Source organism: Streptomyces sp. NPDC031064, assembly GCF_055570965.1.
In genome coordinates, this window is sequence record NZ_JBVIGF010000007.1 from 304,332 (window position 1) to 316,718 (window position 12,387).

Here is a 12,387-nt window from a genome sequence, read left to right on the forward strand (position 1 = left end):
CCCTCCCCCCCCCATAGTGCCTTCAGGGCTCCCCCCCCCCCCCCCTCCCCGCTCCCCCCCCCCCCCCCCCCCCCCCCACCCCCCACCCACCACCCACCCCCCCCCCCCCCCCCCTCCCCCCCCCCCCCCCCCGCTGCTGTGTGCCGTGGGCTACAGCGCCACTCCCAGGAGGGCGTCGGCGGTCCGGGAGACGAGGCCCGGCGCGCCCTCGTCCGTGCCGCCCTCGGCGTCCTGGCGGGCGACCCAGCGGTCCACGGCCGCGAGGGCGGCCGGGGCGTCCAGGTCGTCGGCCAGGGCCTCGCGCACCTCCTCGACGAGCGCGTCGGCGGACGGCCCGTCGGGGCGGGAGACCGCGGCGCGCCAGCGGCCGAGGCGCGCCTCGGCGTCCTGGAGGACCTGGTCGGTCCACTCCCAGTCGGCGCGGTAGTGGTGGGACAGCAGGGCGAGGCGGATGGCGGCCGGGTCGACGCCCTGGCGGCGCAGCGTGGAGACGAAGACGAGGTTGCCCTTGGACTTGGACATCTTCTCGCCGTGCAGGGCGACCATCCCGGCGTGCACGTACGCCTTGGCGAACGGGTACTCGCCGGTCAGCGCCTGGGCGTGCGAGGCACCCATCTCGTGGTGCGGGAAGACCAGGTCGGAGCCGCCGCCCTGGACGTCGAAGCCCATGCCGAGGTGGTCCAGGGCGATGGCCACGCACTCGATGTGCCAGCCGGGCCGGCCGGGGCCGAGGCTGCCGCCGTCCCAGCTCGGCTCGCCCTCGCGGGCGGCCATCCACAGCATGGGGTCGAGCGGGTTCTTCTTGCCGGGGCGGTCCGGGTCGCCGCCGCGTTCGGCGGACAGGGCCCGCATGAGTTCGGCGTCGTAGTGGGAGACCTCGCCGAAGTGCGGGTCGGCCTCGACGGAGAAGTAGATGTCGCCTTCGAGTTCGTACGCGGCGCCCGCGTCCCGGAGACGCTCGACGAGCGGCACGATGCCGGGTATCGACTCGACGGCGCCGATGTAGTGCTGCGGCGGGAGCATCCGCAGGGCGGTCATGTCCTCGCGGAAGAGGGCCGTCTCCTTCTCGGCGAGGGCGACCCAGTCGATGTCGTCGCGCACGGCCCGCTCCAGGAGCGGATCGTCCACGTCGGTGACGTTCTGGACGTAGTGGACCTGCCGCTTGGTGTCGAGCCACACGCGCTGAACGAGGTCGAACGCGTTGTAGGTCGCCGCGTGACCGATGTGGGTCGCGTCGTACGGCGTGATGCCGCAGACGTAGATACGGGCGACGGGGCCGGGGGCGAGGGTCACTCGTCCACCGGTCGCGGTGTCGTGGATCCGGAGGTCGCGGCCCTTGCCGGGCAGGGCGGGGACCTCAGAAGCGGGCCAGGCATGCATGCCACGAGCGTAACCGGACGGGTGTTCCGGATACGAACCGGATACGGGATCATGACCGAATAGGCCCTCTTGCGCGAGCCGCCGACGTGTGCGGGGTCCCGGGCCGGGGCCCGGATGCGCGGATGCCTGGTCAGACCGGCGACGTGTGCGGGGCCCGTCGGACCGGCTGCATGGGCGAGACCGGTCAGGCCGGCGACCTGTGCGGGGCCGGTTCGGCCGCCGACCTGTGCGGGGCTCCGTCAGACCGGGGGCCAGGGGATCGCGGGCCACTGGCCGGAGGGTTCCGGGTGGCGGCCCGAGGCTCGGAGGGCGGCGACCCGGGAGCGTACGGCCGCGACCTCGGCGGGGGTGATCAGCTCGGCCAGGCGGGTGGCGAGGGGCGCGCCGGGGGCCAGGGAGGCGTCCAGGCGGGCCAGGACGTCCAGGGCCTCCTCGGGGAGCGGTTCGCCCGCCCAGCCCCACAGGAGGGTGCGCAGCTTGTCGTCCACGTTGAAGGTGACGCCGTGGTCGATGGCGTACAGCCGTCCGTCGGGCGCGGCCAGCAGGTGGCCGCCCTTGCGGTCACCGTTGTTGATCACCGCGTCGAGCACGGCGAGCCGCCGCAGCCGTACGTCGTCGGCGTGCACCAGCAGGGCGGTGCGGTCCTCGGCGACCTGCGCGAACCCGACCGCCTTCCAGCCGTCGCCCGGTTCCTCGTCGTCCACGAGCGCCAGCAGCGGGACCGACGGGTCGCCCTCCATCCACAACTGGACCATCCCGAGGCCGAAGGGGCCGTCCCGGAGCACGGTCGGCGGGACCAGGCCCCAGCCGGTCGCCTCGGACACCTCGTACGCGGCGACCTCGCGCTGTGCCAGCGTCCCGTCGGGGAAGTCCCACAGGGGGCGCTCCCCCGCGACGGGCTTGTAGACGCAGTCGGCTTCCTGACCTTCGTACGCGACGGAACAGAACAGCACCGCGTTGGACGCCTCGCGGACCTGGCCGCGTACCGTCAGTTCACCCTTGGCGAGCAGGTCGAGCGGATCGGCCGCGGTCACGCCCCGCGGCGGTATCCGTTCTGGCGCGGACATACGTGTCCTTCCGGGTCGAGCGGCAGGCTGCACAGCGGGCACGGCGGCCGCCCCGCGTTCACCACGTCGAGGGCGCGCTTGGCGAAGGCCCTCGCCTGCGCCCCGGTGAGCCGGACCCGCAGCATCGGCGGGCCGTTCTCCTCGTCCTGGAGCAGCCGCTCCTCGGCCTCCGCGAGGTCCTCCTCGGACTCCACGTCCAGCTCGACGAGCGCCTGCGCCTCGACGATCATGCGCTGTTCCTCGCCGTCCCAGGCCAGCGCCATCGTGCCGACCCGGAACTCCTCCTCGACGGGCGAGTCCAGGGGCGCGGTGTCGGTGACGTCGGAGGGCGCGACGGCCGGCACCGGGGCATTGCCGCCGGTGCGCCGCACCACCTCGTCGAGCAGTTCGTCGATCCGCTCGGCGAGCGCGGCCACCTGGGTCTTCTCCAGGGCGACGCTGGTGACCCGGCCTCCGGCGGAGGCCTGGAGGAAGAACGTACGGCGGCCAGGCAGCCCGACCGTGCCGGCCACGAAGCGCTCCGGTGGGTCATAGAGGAATACCTGACGGGACACGTTCCCTCTCCCTTGCTTCAGTTCGGACGGCGCTGCGGCCCGTCCACCCTACTGTGCGAATCGATCACGGTGCTCCCGCGCCGCCGCCCACCTCCGCGGCCTCGCCGCCGGGCTCCTCACGCGGGAGCAGCCCGCCGAAGTCGCCGGTGTCGCCGAGCCGGAGAAGAGACGGCCTGAGTCGGGTGTAACGGATCGCCGTCACGGAACAAGGATCCACATGGATCCGCTGGAACAGATCGAGATGCATGCCGAGGGCGTCGGCCACGAGGGACTTGATGATGTCGCCGTGCGAACACATCAGATAGACCGCGTCCTCCCCGTTTTCCGCCTCCACGCGCGCGTTCCACTCGCGTACGGCCTCGACGGCACGCGCCTGCATGGCGCGCATCGACTCGCCGCCGGGGAAGGCGGCGTTGGACGCGTGCCGCTGGACGACCTCCATCAGCGGCTCGTCGGCGAGCTCGGCGAGCTTGCGCCCGGACCAGTCGCCGTAGCGGCACTCGCCGATCCGCTCGTCGGAGTGGAGCGGCAGGCCGGGGCGGGCGTCCAGGAGCGGCTGGAGGGTCTCCAGGCACCGCTGGAGCGGGCTGGTGACGACGGCCGCGAGCGGCACTCCGGCCAGCCGGCCGGGCAGCGCGGCGGCCTGCGCGGCACCGCGCTCGTCGAGGGCGACGCCGGGCGTCCAGCCCGCGAGTACGCCGGCGGTGTTGGCGGTCGAGCGTCCGTGCCGTACGAGGATCAACGTGGCCATGCCTGCCAGCCTAGGCGGCTCCATGGGTGCGAGGTGCCCGGGGCGGGGGAAGAATACGCGCCGTGATCGTCGACTGCGCCATTTACCGGGACGGGCACCGCAGTGAGGGCCCTTCCGACTTCTCCGACGCCCTGGACCAGGCACGGGAGTGGGGCGGTGACGCGTTCCTGTGGATCGGGCTGCACGAGCCCACGGAGGACGAGTTCGCCCATGTGTCGGAAGAGTTCGGGCTGCACCCGCTCGCCGTGGAGGACGCCCTCAAGGCGCACCAGCGGCCGAAGCTGGAGGTCTACGACGACTCGCTCTTCATGGTCCTCAAGCCGGTCCTGTACGAGCCGGAGAGCGACACCGTCACCACCGGCGAGCTGATGGTGTTCATGGGCGACTCCTTCGTGGTGACCGTCCGGCACGGCGAGGGCGCTCCGCTGGCGGCCGTGCGCAAGCGGCTGGAGGCCGAGCCGGAGGTGCTCAGGCACGGGCCGACGTCGGTGCTGTACGCGATCAGCGACGCCGTCGTGGACCACTACATCGAGGTGGCGGGCGAGCTCCAGGTGGACCTGGAGGAGATGGAGACGGAGGTCTTCCAGCCGACGGGCGGCGACGCCAAGACGGTGCTTTTCCGGGGGGCGACCCCCGGACCCCCGATCGCGTCACGGATCTACATGTTCAAGCGCCAGGTGCTGGAGTTCCGCCGGGCGACCGGTCCGCTGGCCGCGCCGATGTCCCGGCTCGCGGGCGCCGGGGTCCCGTTCGTCAACGAGCACGCCCAGCCCTTCTTCCGGGACGTCAGCGACCATCTGACCCGTGCCACGGAGCAGGTGGAAGGGCTGGACCGGCTGCTTTCCGACATCCTGTCGGCCCATCTCGCCCAGATGGGGGTGCGGCAGAACGACGACATGCGGAAAATCTCGGCGTGGGCGGCGATGGCCGCGGTGCCGACGATGGTCGCGGGCGTGTACGGCATGAACTTCGACCACATGTGGGAGCTCCACCAGGTGTGGGGCTACCCGGCCGTGATCGTCCTGATGGCCGTGGCGGTCATCGGCCTGTACCGGCTGTTCAAGCGCCGGGGCTGGCTGTAGGTGACCGAGGCCGTTCAGAACGCCGGGGCGGGCTCGGCCGGTCCGCCCAGGGCGTTGCGCCGCTCCGGCATGGTGAGGGACACCATGCGCCGCCACCCGCCGGCCCTTTCGTACGCGTACATCCCGCGGATGCCGATCGCCAGGGCGGTCCGCTTGGCGTACGGCCACTTCAGGATGCGGCCCATGTGGTCCATGACGGCGAGGCTGACGTCGCGGTAGACGGCGATCTCGGCGAGGGCGCACTCGCGCAGGGTGCGCTGGATGGCGCGGCCGTGCCCGGCGTACGCGAGGCCCAGCAGCTCCTCGTGGCAGTACGCGAGGTGGTTGTCCTCGTCGTTGCAGATCATCCGGATGGCCTTGCCGACCTCGGGGTGGTCGCCGAAGTACTTGACCAGCATGTCCATCTGGTCGGCGGCGCGCTGTTCGGTGACCCGGCTGTGCGAGAGGTAGACGAGGACGTCCTCCTCGGTGAGCCGCTCGTCCCGGCGCAGTTTGTCGTGGGTCAGGCCGATGCCGCGCTGTTCCAGCAGCATCGTGTAGTCGGTCTCGGGCGGGACGGGGACCGGTTCCAGGCCGCGCTTCTTGAGCAGGGCGTTGAAGATCCGGCCGTGCTTGTCCTCGTCGGCACCGTGCCGGGTGACCTTGGGGGCGAGCTCCCGCATGCTCTCCGGGAGGAGAGCGGCGATACGGGCGTTCTCCCAGCCTCCCTGGGCCTCCCCGCTCGCCGCGATGGAACAGAACAACTGGTAGGAGTCATCGTCGTCGATGATCTCCTGGAACAGGTTCCGGGCCGACAGCATCAATGCCACCTCCATACGCGCGTCTGTGCGCACATCCGCAAAGAACGAGTCAAATGCCGCGCGGGTGGGGTGGCAACAGCTCGGCCGCCGGACTCCGCCGGACGGGGGAGCGCCGGGAGCACGGGGAGGGGAACAGCGGTTTCCGCGCGCCCGGGGGCGGTTGGGCAGTAACCGGGGAGGGGCGTGGAGCGTTGTGCAGCGTGACGGCCGTGGCGGGGATGACCCCGAGCCCCCACCACGGCCGCAGGCTTGCCCCCTAGTCGACCAGGTTGGCCCGCTCCAGGGCCTCGGTGCCCGCCCGCAGCGCCGCGATCCGCTCGTCCAGCGTGAAGCCGGCCGGGGCGAGCGTGAGGGTGGTGACGCCGGCCGCCGCGTAGGCCCGCATCCGGTCGGCGATCCGTTCCACGGAACCGAGCAGCGTCGTCTGGTCGATCAGCTTGTGCGGGACGGCGGCGGCCGCGCCGGTCTTGTCGCCGGAGAGGTACTTCTCCTGGATCTCGGCGGCTTCCTTCTCGTACCCCATGCGCTGGGCGAGCTGGTTGTAGAAGTTCTGCTTGCGGCTGCCCATGCCGCCGACGTACAGCGCGGTGTACGGACGGAACATGTCGGCGAGCCCGTTGATGTCGTCGCCGATGGCGAGCGGGAGGGTCGGGCAGACGTCGAAGCCCTCCATGGTCAGGCCGGCCTTCTCGCGGCCCGCGCGGAGGTGCCGGATCGCGGTCTCCTCCAGGTGCTCGGCGGACGGGAAGATCAGCAGGGCGCCGTCGGCGATCTCGCCGGTCTGCTCCAGGTTCTTGGGGCCGATCGCCGCGATGTAGAGCGGGATGTGCTCGCGCTGCGGGTGGACGGTCAGCTTGATCGGCTTGCCGGGGCCGCCGGGGAGCGGGAGGGTCCAGTGCTCGCCCTCGTGGGTCAGGCGCTCGCGGGCCATGGCCTTGCGCACGATCTCGACGTACTCGCGGGTGCGGGAGAGCGGCTTGTCGAACTTGACGCCGTACCAGCCCTCGGAGACCTGCGGGCCCGAGACGCCGAGGCCGAGGCGGAAGCGGCCACCGGAGAGCGAGTCGAGGGTGGCCGCCGTCATCGCCGTCATGGCGGGCTGGCGGGCCGGGATCTGCATGATGGCGGAGCCGACGTCGATGTTCTCGGTCTGGGCGGCGACCCAGGCGAGGACGGTGGGGGCGTCGGAGCCGTACGCCTCGGCGGCCCAGCAGACGTCGTAGCCGAGGCGGTCCGCCTCCTGGGCGACGGCGAGGTTGTCGCCGTCCATGCCCGCGCCCCAGTAGCCGAGGTTGATGCCGAGCCGCATAGCCGGTCCCCTTACTCGTCGACTCATTTACTGATCAGTAACGATCTGCGTCCGGACTCTAGCGCGCATGCCCCGGTCCCGTCAGGGCCCGCACGTGCACGAGGTTGTCCACAGGCTCTCTGCGCGTGGGCCTCTGGCCAGTAATCTCGCGGCCATGGAGCAGAGGCATCTCGGCCGTACCGGCCTGCGTGTGTCCCGGATCGGCCTCGGCACCCTCACCTGGGGGCGGGACACCGGCGAGCACGACGCGGCGGACCAGCTCAAGGCGTTCTGGGAGGCGGGCGGGACGCTGGTGGACACGGCGGACGTGTACGGCGGCGGCGAGGCCGAGTACCTGCTCGGGCAGCTCGTGGAGCGGCTGGTCCCGCGACGCGACCTGGTCATCGCGACGAAGGCCGGCAGCGTCCCGGACCCGGACCGGCGGTTCGACGGGTCGCGCGGACACCTGCTGGCGTCGCTGGACGCGTCGCTGGCGCGGCTCGGCACGGACTACGTGGACCTGTGGCAGGTGCACGCCTTCGATCCGGAGACGCCACTGGAGGAGACGCTCCAGGCCCTGGACATCGCGGTCAGCAGCGGCCGGGCGCGGTACGTGGGCGTGTCGAACTTCTGCGGCTGGCAGTTGGCGAAGGCCGCGACGTGGCAGCTCGCACCCGGAGGGGTGCGGGCGCGGCTGGCCAGCACGCAGATGGAGTACTCGCTGCTCCAGCGCGGCGTGGAGCGGGAGGTGCTGCCCGCCGCGCTGGACCTGGGCGTCGGGCTGCTGCCCTCCTCGCCACTGGGCCGAGGGGTGCTGACGGGCAAGTACCGGCACGCCACGCCGTCCGACTCGCGGGGCGCGTCCGACCGGCTGGCGCCGTTCGTGGAGCCGTACCTGGACGAGGCGGCGACCCGGATCGTCGACGCGGTGATCACGGCGGCGGACGGGCTGGCCGCCACGCCGCTCCAGGTGGCGCTGGCGTGGGTGCGGGACCGGCCGGGCGTGGTCGCGCCGGTGGTCGGCGCGCGCAACGCGCAGCAGCTCGCGGCGGCGTTGTCAGTGGAGACCCTTAGTCTTCCTGACGAGATCCGCCGGGCGCTCGACGATGTGTCGGCGCCCGTGCACCGCTATCCCGATCAGGACTGGAGCACGCTGTGACCGCGCTTCCCCGGGGGGCAACCCCCGGCCCCTCGGCCGACGACCAGGACGACGCCGCATCCGCCGCCGGACCCGCCGCCCCGGAGGGTGCGGAGCCGGACGGTCCCGCTGCCGTCCCGGCGCCCGAGGAGGCGGAGGCCCCGGCCGATGAGGGCACGGACGCGGTGGCCGCGACGCCGGAGGGCGCCGACGACGATGGGCCGTCCGAGGCGGCGGCGGAGCTGGCGGCGCAGCGGGAGCTGCGGGCGCGGATCGAGCAGCGCAAGGCGGAGAAGGGCGGCCCCATCGAGGCGGGCGCCAAGCTCAGCGGCAAGGCCGCCGACCTGCTGGCGGCGGTACGGGCGGTGGAGAGCGGCAAGGCGTCCGGCACGGCGTTCTTCGACTCCCCCGCGCCCGCGCCGCGCCGGCCCGCTCCCGAGCCCGTCGCACCGGCGCGGCCGGCGGTGGCCGCCGAGCCCGTCCCGCCCGCGCGGGCGGCCGCACCCGAGACGGTCGCGGCCGTGCGGGCGGTGCTGAGCGAGGGCGGTGCGCCCGAATCGCTCGCCGTGCGGGTGGCCGGCGTGCTCGGGGAGACGGCGGCGGACGTGCTGCGCGAGGACCCGTGGCAGCTCCTGTCGGTGCCCGGGGTGCGCCCCGAGCAGGCCGACGGTTTCGCGCGGGCGCTGCTCGGCCCGGAGTGCGGACCCGGGGACGAGCGCCGGACGGTCGCCCTGATCGGCTGGCTGCTCCAGCGGGCGGCGCTCCAGGGGCACACGGCACTGGACGCCGCGGCCGTGCGGGCGGCGCTGGCGGAGCGTTCGGTGCCCGAGCCGGAGGAGGCGGTGCGGCACGCGATCGCCGAGGGCGCGGTGCTGGTCTTCCACGACGGGCTGGACGAGCACGAGCCCGGTGACGAGGAGCAGGAGCAGGAGCGGGCCGACGACGCCGAGCCGGTGCCGGTGCTGATCGGCCTCGACCGATACGCGCTGGCGGAGGAGAGCCTCGCCGACGGCCTGGCCCGGCTCGCCCGGACCGGCCCCGACGCCCGCTGGCAGGACGCGGCCCCGCGGACCGAGCTGACCCGCGCGGTCGCCGAGCACGGGCTGGTCGCGCACACGGGCGGCGAGGCGGCGCGGGCCGAGGCGGTCGCCCTGGCCCGGGCCGCGCACGGGCTCGGGCTGCGGGCGGTCGTCGCCACGTACACCGAGAACGGCCGCCACCGGCTCGGCGCGGGCGTGGACGCGGACGCGGACGCGGGCGTGGACGTGGACGTGGACGTGGTCACCGTCGCCGGTCTGCTGGCGGGCACGGGCGGACCGGGACGGGACGAGGACGGGGCGCTCGCGCTGGACCTCCTGGTGGTGCTGGACGCCCCGCAGCTCGACGTCGAGACGGCCGCGATGCTGGTGGAGGCGCTGCCGGACGGGTGCCGTCTGGTGCTCAGCGGCGACCCGGGCGTGCTGTGGTCGACGGGCGCGGGGCGGGTCTTCGCGGACGTCCTGGCGGCGCGGGTGTGCCCCCAGGTCGCGTCGCGCACGCCGGACCCCGGACCGATCGGGGAGCTGGTCTCCGGCATCGGGATCGGCGAGCTGAACCAGGTGGAGGTGCCGGGCAAGGAGGTCGTGATCGTCCCGGTGCGGGACGCGGGCGAGGCGGTGCACCGCACGGTGCAGTTGGTCGCGGACTCGGTGCCCCGGGCGATCGGGGTGCCGGCCGAGCAGACCCAGGTGATCACCGTGGGCCATGGCGGTTCGGCGGGGACGCGGGCGCTCAACGCGGCGCTGAAGCAGCGGCTGAACCCGGGCCCGGGTCGTTTCGGCGGCTTCGACCCGGGCGACCGCGTCGCCTACGCCCCCGCTCCGGGCCGGACGGTGCCGGGCACGGTGCTCTCGGCGGACGCCGACGGCCTGCACCTGGACTGCGAGGGCGAGCGGGTCGTCGTACCGAAGGACCGGGTGGAGGCCGCGCTGCGGCACGGCTGGGCACTGACCGCGCACCAGGCGGCCGCCATGCGCTGGCCGGCGGCGGTCGTCGTCCTCCCCGGCGACGCGGCCGGGGCCCTGGACCGGGCGTGGGTGTACACCGCGTTCGGCCGCGGCGAGCGGCACCTCTCGGTGGTCCACGGTGTGGACCAGGCCCTCCCCCACGCGGTCACGCAGAAGCTCCCCCATCCCCGCACCACCCGTCTCCGGGCCCTGCTGGAGGGCCTCCTGACCGACGCGGAGGACTGACCGCCGCCGGGGCGCCCGGGGGCCACGGCCGCCGCGTCCGGGGGGCGCCGACCAGGCGACGCGTACGGAGTGGGCCCGTCTCCCGAGCCTTTCCGGGCCCGGGGCGGTCCGCCCGAGCCGCCCCGGCCGGGGGCGGACCGGAGCGCGTACGGTGCCGCTCAGGTGGTGTCCGGGCGGGTGTCCTCCGGGTCGCCGTGGATCTCGTCCTCGTCGAAGACCGCGCTCACGTCGAAGCGGCAGATCACCCGGCCCGGGTCGGCCTGGTCGAAGGGGGTGCTCAGCCACTCGCCCGGTTCCGGGAGCTCGTCGGCGGCGGCCACCCACAGAGTGGAGTCGCCCTCCTCCAGGCCGAACTCCTTGTGCCGCGAAGCGATCTCGTCCGGTTCGAACTCGCCGAACAGCACGCCCAGGGCCGCGTGCACGCTGGTCCCCACCACCGCGCCGGTGTCCGCGCCGTCGTCCTCCCGGTCCAGGTCCGCGATGCGCTGCGACTGGGCCAGCAGGCGCTGTGGCTCGACCACCGCGTAGTCGCGGCGGATCAGCACGGTGAGCGCGTTCGGCTCCTCCGGGCCCTCGTACGGCGGGAGGGAGTCCTCCACGCCGGGGATCTCGAACGGCGTGACCTCGTCGTAGCGGTCGTAGAGCCGCTCGTCGTAGGCCTCGGCCGCGGTGGCGAGGGCGTTGAAGGCGGCGTAGACGGCCGGGTCGTCATCACCTGTGCGGTTCTCGACCGCCTCCAGGTGACGGTCCAGTGCGGCTTTGACCGCCTCGGCGGCGGCGCGTACCTCGGCAGCGGTGGGCTGCGCAGCATCAGACATAGTGCAGACGCTATCCGTACCGGGCCGCTGCCCGCACAATAGATGCGATGCCGGAATACGAATTTGTCGACGTGTACGTACCTCGCGGGGTGTCCCGCAAGGAGGCGACCCGTCTGCTGACCGACCATGCCGAGTACGGACACTGGGAGTTGGACCGACTGAGTCTGCACCGGGACGGCAGCCGCCGTGTGCGGCTGCGCCGGCGCATCATCCGTCAGGTGCGCGCCACCTGGTGAGGCGCGTCACCCGCTGAGGGTGGCACGCGGAACGGAGCGGGCCCCGCGATCGTGGGGCCCGCTCCGTCGTTGTCAGCGGGTTCGGGGACTACGAGGACTGCCGGGTGCGACGGTAGAGAACCGTGCCTCCGAGCAGCAGGCCCGCGCCCGCCGGGATCAGCATGCCGAGCGGAGCCGCACCGGTCAGCGCGAGCTCGTCCTCCGCCTTTGGCGGGGTGACGGTCTGCGTGCCGGGCTCGTTCGGCTCGATCGGCGAACCGGGCTCGTCCGGGCTGTCCGGCGTCCCCGGCTTGCCGGGCTCACCGGGCTTGCCGGGCTTACCGGGCTCGTCCGGGTTCCCGGGCTTGCCCGGCTCGTCGGGCTCATCCGGGTTCCCGGGCTCGTCCGGGTTCCCGGGGTTGCCCGGCTCGTCCGGGTTTCCGGGGTTACCGGGCTCGTCCGGGTTCCCCGGGTTGCCCGGCTCGTCGGGGTTGCCGGGGTGTCCGGGCTTGCCGGGCTTGTGCGGGTGGCCGTTGGCGCACTCGTTGCCGAACGCCGGGTTCAGCCCGCCGACGACGTTGACGCTGTTGCCGCACGCGTTCACCGGCACGTTCACCGGCGCCTGGACGTTGTTGCCGGACGCCACGCCCGGGGAGTTCGAGGCCGCCCCGCTCGCCTTGGCGCCGTTGGACTTGTTGGCGCACTTGTTCCCGAACGACGGGTTCAGTGCCCCGACGACGTTCACGGTGTTGCCGCACGCGTTCACCGGCACACTGACCGGCGCCTGGACGTTGTTCCCGGACGCGACGCCCGGGGAATTGGTCGCGGCCCCGTGGGCGTCGGCGCCCGTGTGCGCCTGGGCGAATCCGCCACCGAGGGCGAGTACGCCGCCCGCGGCCGCCACGATGGTCAGGCCCTTTCGCGTGACCTGTCGCATAGCTGGTTCCCTGCCTTCTAGGCTTCCGGAAATGCCTCCGGGCACAGCGCCGGGAGGCCGAATGTCCACCGGCCCCGGAGCGCATGGCGCGCGCTCCGGGGCCGGCCGGGCTCGGACCCCTGGGGG

The 12,387-nt window shown here is 73.5% G+C and carries 12 protein-coding genes; 4 read left to right on the top strand and 8 right to left on the bottom strand.

From position 1 onward, the window contains the following. Window positions 1–150: 150 nt before the first annotated feature. The 4 genes from mshC to ACZ46W_RS25750 form a co-directional block, all read right to left on the bottom strand. Window positions 151–1,380, bottom strand: a complete 1,230-nt coding sequence (gene mshC / locus ACZ46W_RS25735; RefSeq protein WP_468341835.1) for a cysteine--1-D-myo-inosityl 2-amino-2-deoxy-alpha-D-glucopyranoside ligase — start codon at window positions 1,378–1,380, stop codon at window positions 151–153. A gap of 239 nt (window positions 1,381–1,619) precedes the next feature. Continuing rightward, entirely contained in the window at window positions 1,620–2,447 is an 828-nt protein-coding gene (locus ACZ46W_RS25740) for an SCO1664 family protein (protein WP_468341838.1), read from the bottom strand. After that, entirely contained in the window at window positions 2,411–3,001 is a 591-nt protein-coding gene (locus ACZ46W_RS25745; protein WP_084897554.1) for a DUF3090 domain-containing protein, read from the bottom strand. The genes ACZ46W_RS25740 and ACZ46W_RS25745 overlap by 37 nt, the downstream gene beginning before the upstream one ends. A 64-nt stretch (window positions 3,002–3,065) precedes the next feature. Further along, window positions 3,066–3,752: a histidine phosphatase family protein gene (locus tag ACZ46W_RS25750; RefSeq protein WP_468341841.1), complete on the bottom strand. Its 687-nt coding sequence runs from the start codon at window positions 3,750–3,752 to the stop codon at window positions 3,066–3,068. 53 nt (window positions 3,753–3,805) lie between these two features. On the opposite strand from ACZ46W_RS25750, the gene ACZ46W_RS25755 reads away from it, so the two are divergent. Further along, window positions 3,806–4,834, top strand: coding sequence for a magnesium and cobalt transport protein CorA (locus ACZ46W_RS25755; RefSeq protein ID WP_468342350.1), 1,029 nt, complete (start codon window positions 3,806–3,808; stop codon window positions 4,832–4,834). A 14-nt stretch (window positions 4,835–4,848) separates the two neighbouring features. On the opposite strand, the gene ACZ46W_RS25760 is transcribed toward ACZ46W_RS25755, so the two are convergent. Both ACZ46W_RS25760 and ACZ46W_RS25765 read right to left on the bottom strand, forming a co-directional pair. Next, the gene (locus tag ACZ46W_RS25760; protein WP_468342352.1) at window positions 4,849–5,634 is read right to left on the bottom strand and encodes a ferritin-like domain-containing protein; all 786 of its coding nucleotides are present in this window, start codon (window positions 5,632–5,634) and stop codon (window positions 4,849–4,851) included. A gap of 256 nt (window positions 5,635–5,890) precedes the next feature. Continuing rightward, window positions 5,891–6,943 (bottom strand): LLM class F420-dependent oxidoreductase, encoded by a 1,053-nt coding sequence (locus ACZ46W_RS25765; RefSeq protein WP_468341844.1) that lies wholly within the window; start codon window positions 6,941–6,943, stop codon window positions 5,891–5,893. A gap of 154 nt (window positions 6,944–7,097) precedes the next feature. On the opposite strand from ACZ46W_RS25765, the gene ACZ46W_RS25770 reads away from it, so the two are divergent. Together ACZ46W_RS25770 and ACZ46W_RS25775 are read left to right on the top strand one after the other, a co-directional pair. Continuing rightward, complete coding sequence (locus ACZ46W_RS25770; RefSeq protein ID WP_468341847.1) at window positions 7,098–8,081, top strand: aldo/keto reductase; 984 nt, start codon at window positions 7,098–7,100, stop codon at window positions 8,079–8,081. Next, window positions 8,078–10,291 carry a helix-hairpin-helix domain-containing protein gene (locus ACZ46W_RS25775; protein WP_468341850.1) on the top strand — a complete coding sequence of 738 codons (2,214 nt, stop codon included), beginning with the start codon at window positions 8,078–8,080 and terminating at the stop codon, window positions 10,289–10,291. Before ACZ46W_RS25770 ends, ACZ46W_RS25775 begins: the two co-directional genes overlap by 4 nt. A gap of 158 nt (window positions 10,292–10,449) precedes the next feature. On the opposite strand, the gene ACZ46W_RS25780 is transcribed toward ACZ46W_RS25775, so the two are convergent. Next, on the bottom strand, window positions 10,450–11,109 hold the full coding sequence (locus ACZ46W_RS25780; RefSeq protein ID WP_468341853.1) for a hypothetical protein: 660 nt from the start codon (window positions 11,107–11,109) through the stop codon (window positions 10,450–10,452). 47 nt (window positions 11,110–11,156) lie between these two features. On the opposite strand from ACZ46W_RS25780, the gene ACZ46W_RS25785 reads away from it, so the two are divergent. After that, a complete protein-coding gene (locus tag ACZ46W_RS25785; RefSeq protein WP_005319466.1) occupies window positions 11,157–11,345 on the top strand; it encodes a DUF5703 family protein in 189 nt (62 codons plus the stop codon). An 88-nt stretch (window positions 11,346–11,433) separates the two neighbouring features. Here ACZ46W_RS25785 and ACZ46W_RS25790 read toward each other — a convergent pair whose 3' ends face one another. Next, window positions 11,434–12,261 (bottom strand): chaplin, encoded by an 828-nt coding sequence (locus tag ACZ46W_RS25790; RefSeq protein WP_468341856.1) that lies wholly within the window; start codon window positions 12,259–12,261, stop codon window positions 11,434–11,436. Window positions 12,262–12,387 lie beyond the last annotated feature (126 nt).

What these genes read in the sequence shown, in the direction of transcription:
- mshC (WP_468341835.1), bottom strand. Translation starts at nt 1,380, where the DNA reads ATGCATGCCTGGCCCGCTTCTGAGGTCCCCGCCCTGCCCGGCAAGGGC.
- ACZ46W_RS25740 (WP_468341838.1), bottom strand. Translation starts at nt 2,447, where the DNA reads ATGTCCGCGCCAGAACGGATACCGCCGCGGGGCGTGACCGCGGCCGAT.
- ACZ46W_RS25750 (WP_468341841.1), bottom strand. Translation starts at nt 3,752, where the DNA reads ATGGCCACGTTGATCCTCGTACGGCACGGACGCTCGACCGCCAACACC.
- ACZ46W_RS25760 (WP_468342352.1), bottom strand. Translation starts at nt 5,634, where the DNA reads ATGCTGTCGGCCCGGAACCTGTTCCAGGAGATCATCGACGACGATGAC.
- ACZ46W_RS25765 (WP_468341844.1), bottom strand. Translation starts at nt 6,943, where the DNA reads ATGCGGCTCGGCATCAACCTCGGCTACTGGGGCGCGGGCATGGACGGC.
- ACZ46W_RS25770 (WP_468341847.1), top strand. Translation starts at nt 7,098, where the DNA reads ATGGAGCAGAGGCATCTCGGCCGTACCGGCCTGCGTGTGTCCCGGATC.
- ACZ46W_RS25780 (WP_468341853.1), bottom strand. Translation starts at nt 11,109, where the DNA reads ATGTCTGATGCTGCGCAGCCCACCGCTGCCGAGGTACGCGCCGCCGCC.
- ACZ46W_RS25785 (WP_005319466.1), top strand. Translation starts at nt 11,157, where the DNA reads ATGCCGGAATACGAATTTGTCGACGTGTACGTACCTCGCGGGGTGTCC.
- ACZ46W_RS25790 (WP_468341856.1), bottom strand. Translation starts at nt 12,261, where the DNA reads ATGCGACAGGTCACGCGAAAGGGCCTGACCATCGTGGCGGCCGCGGGC.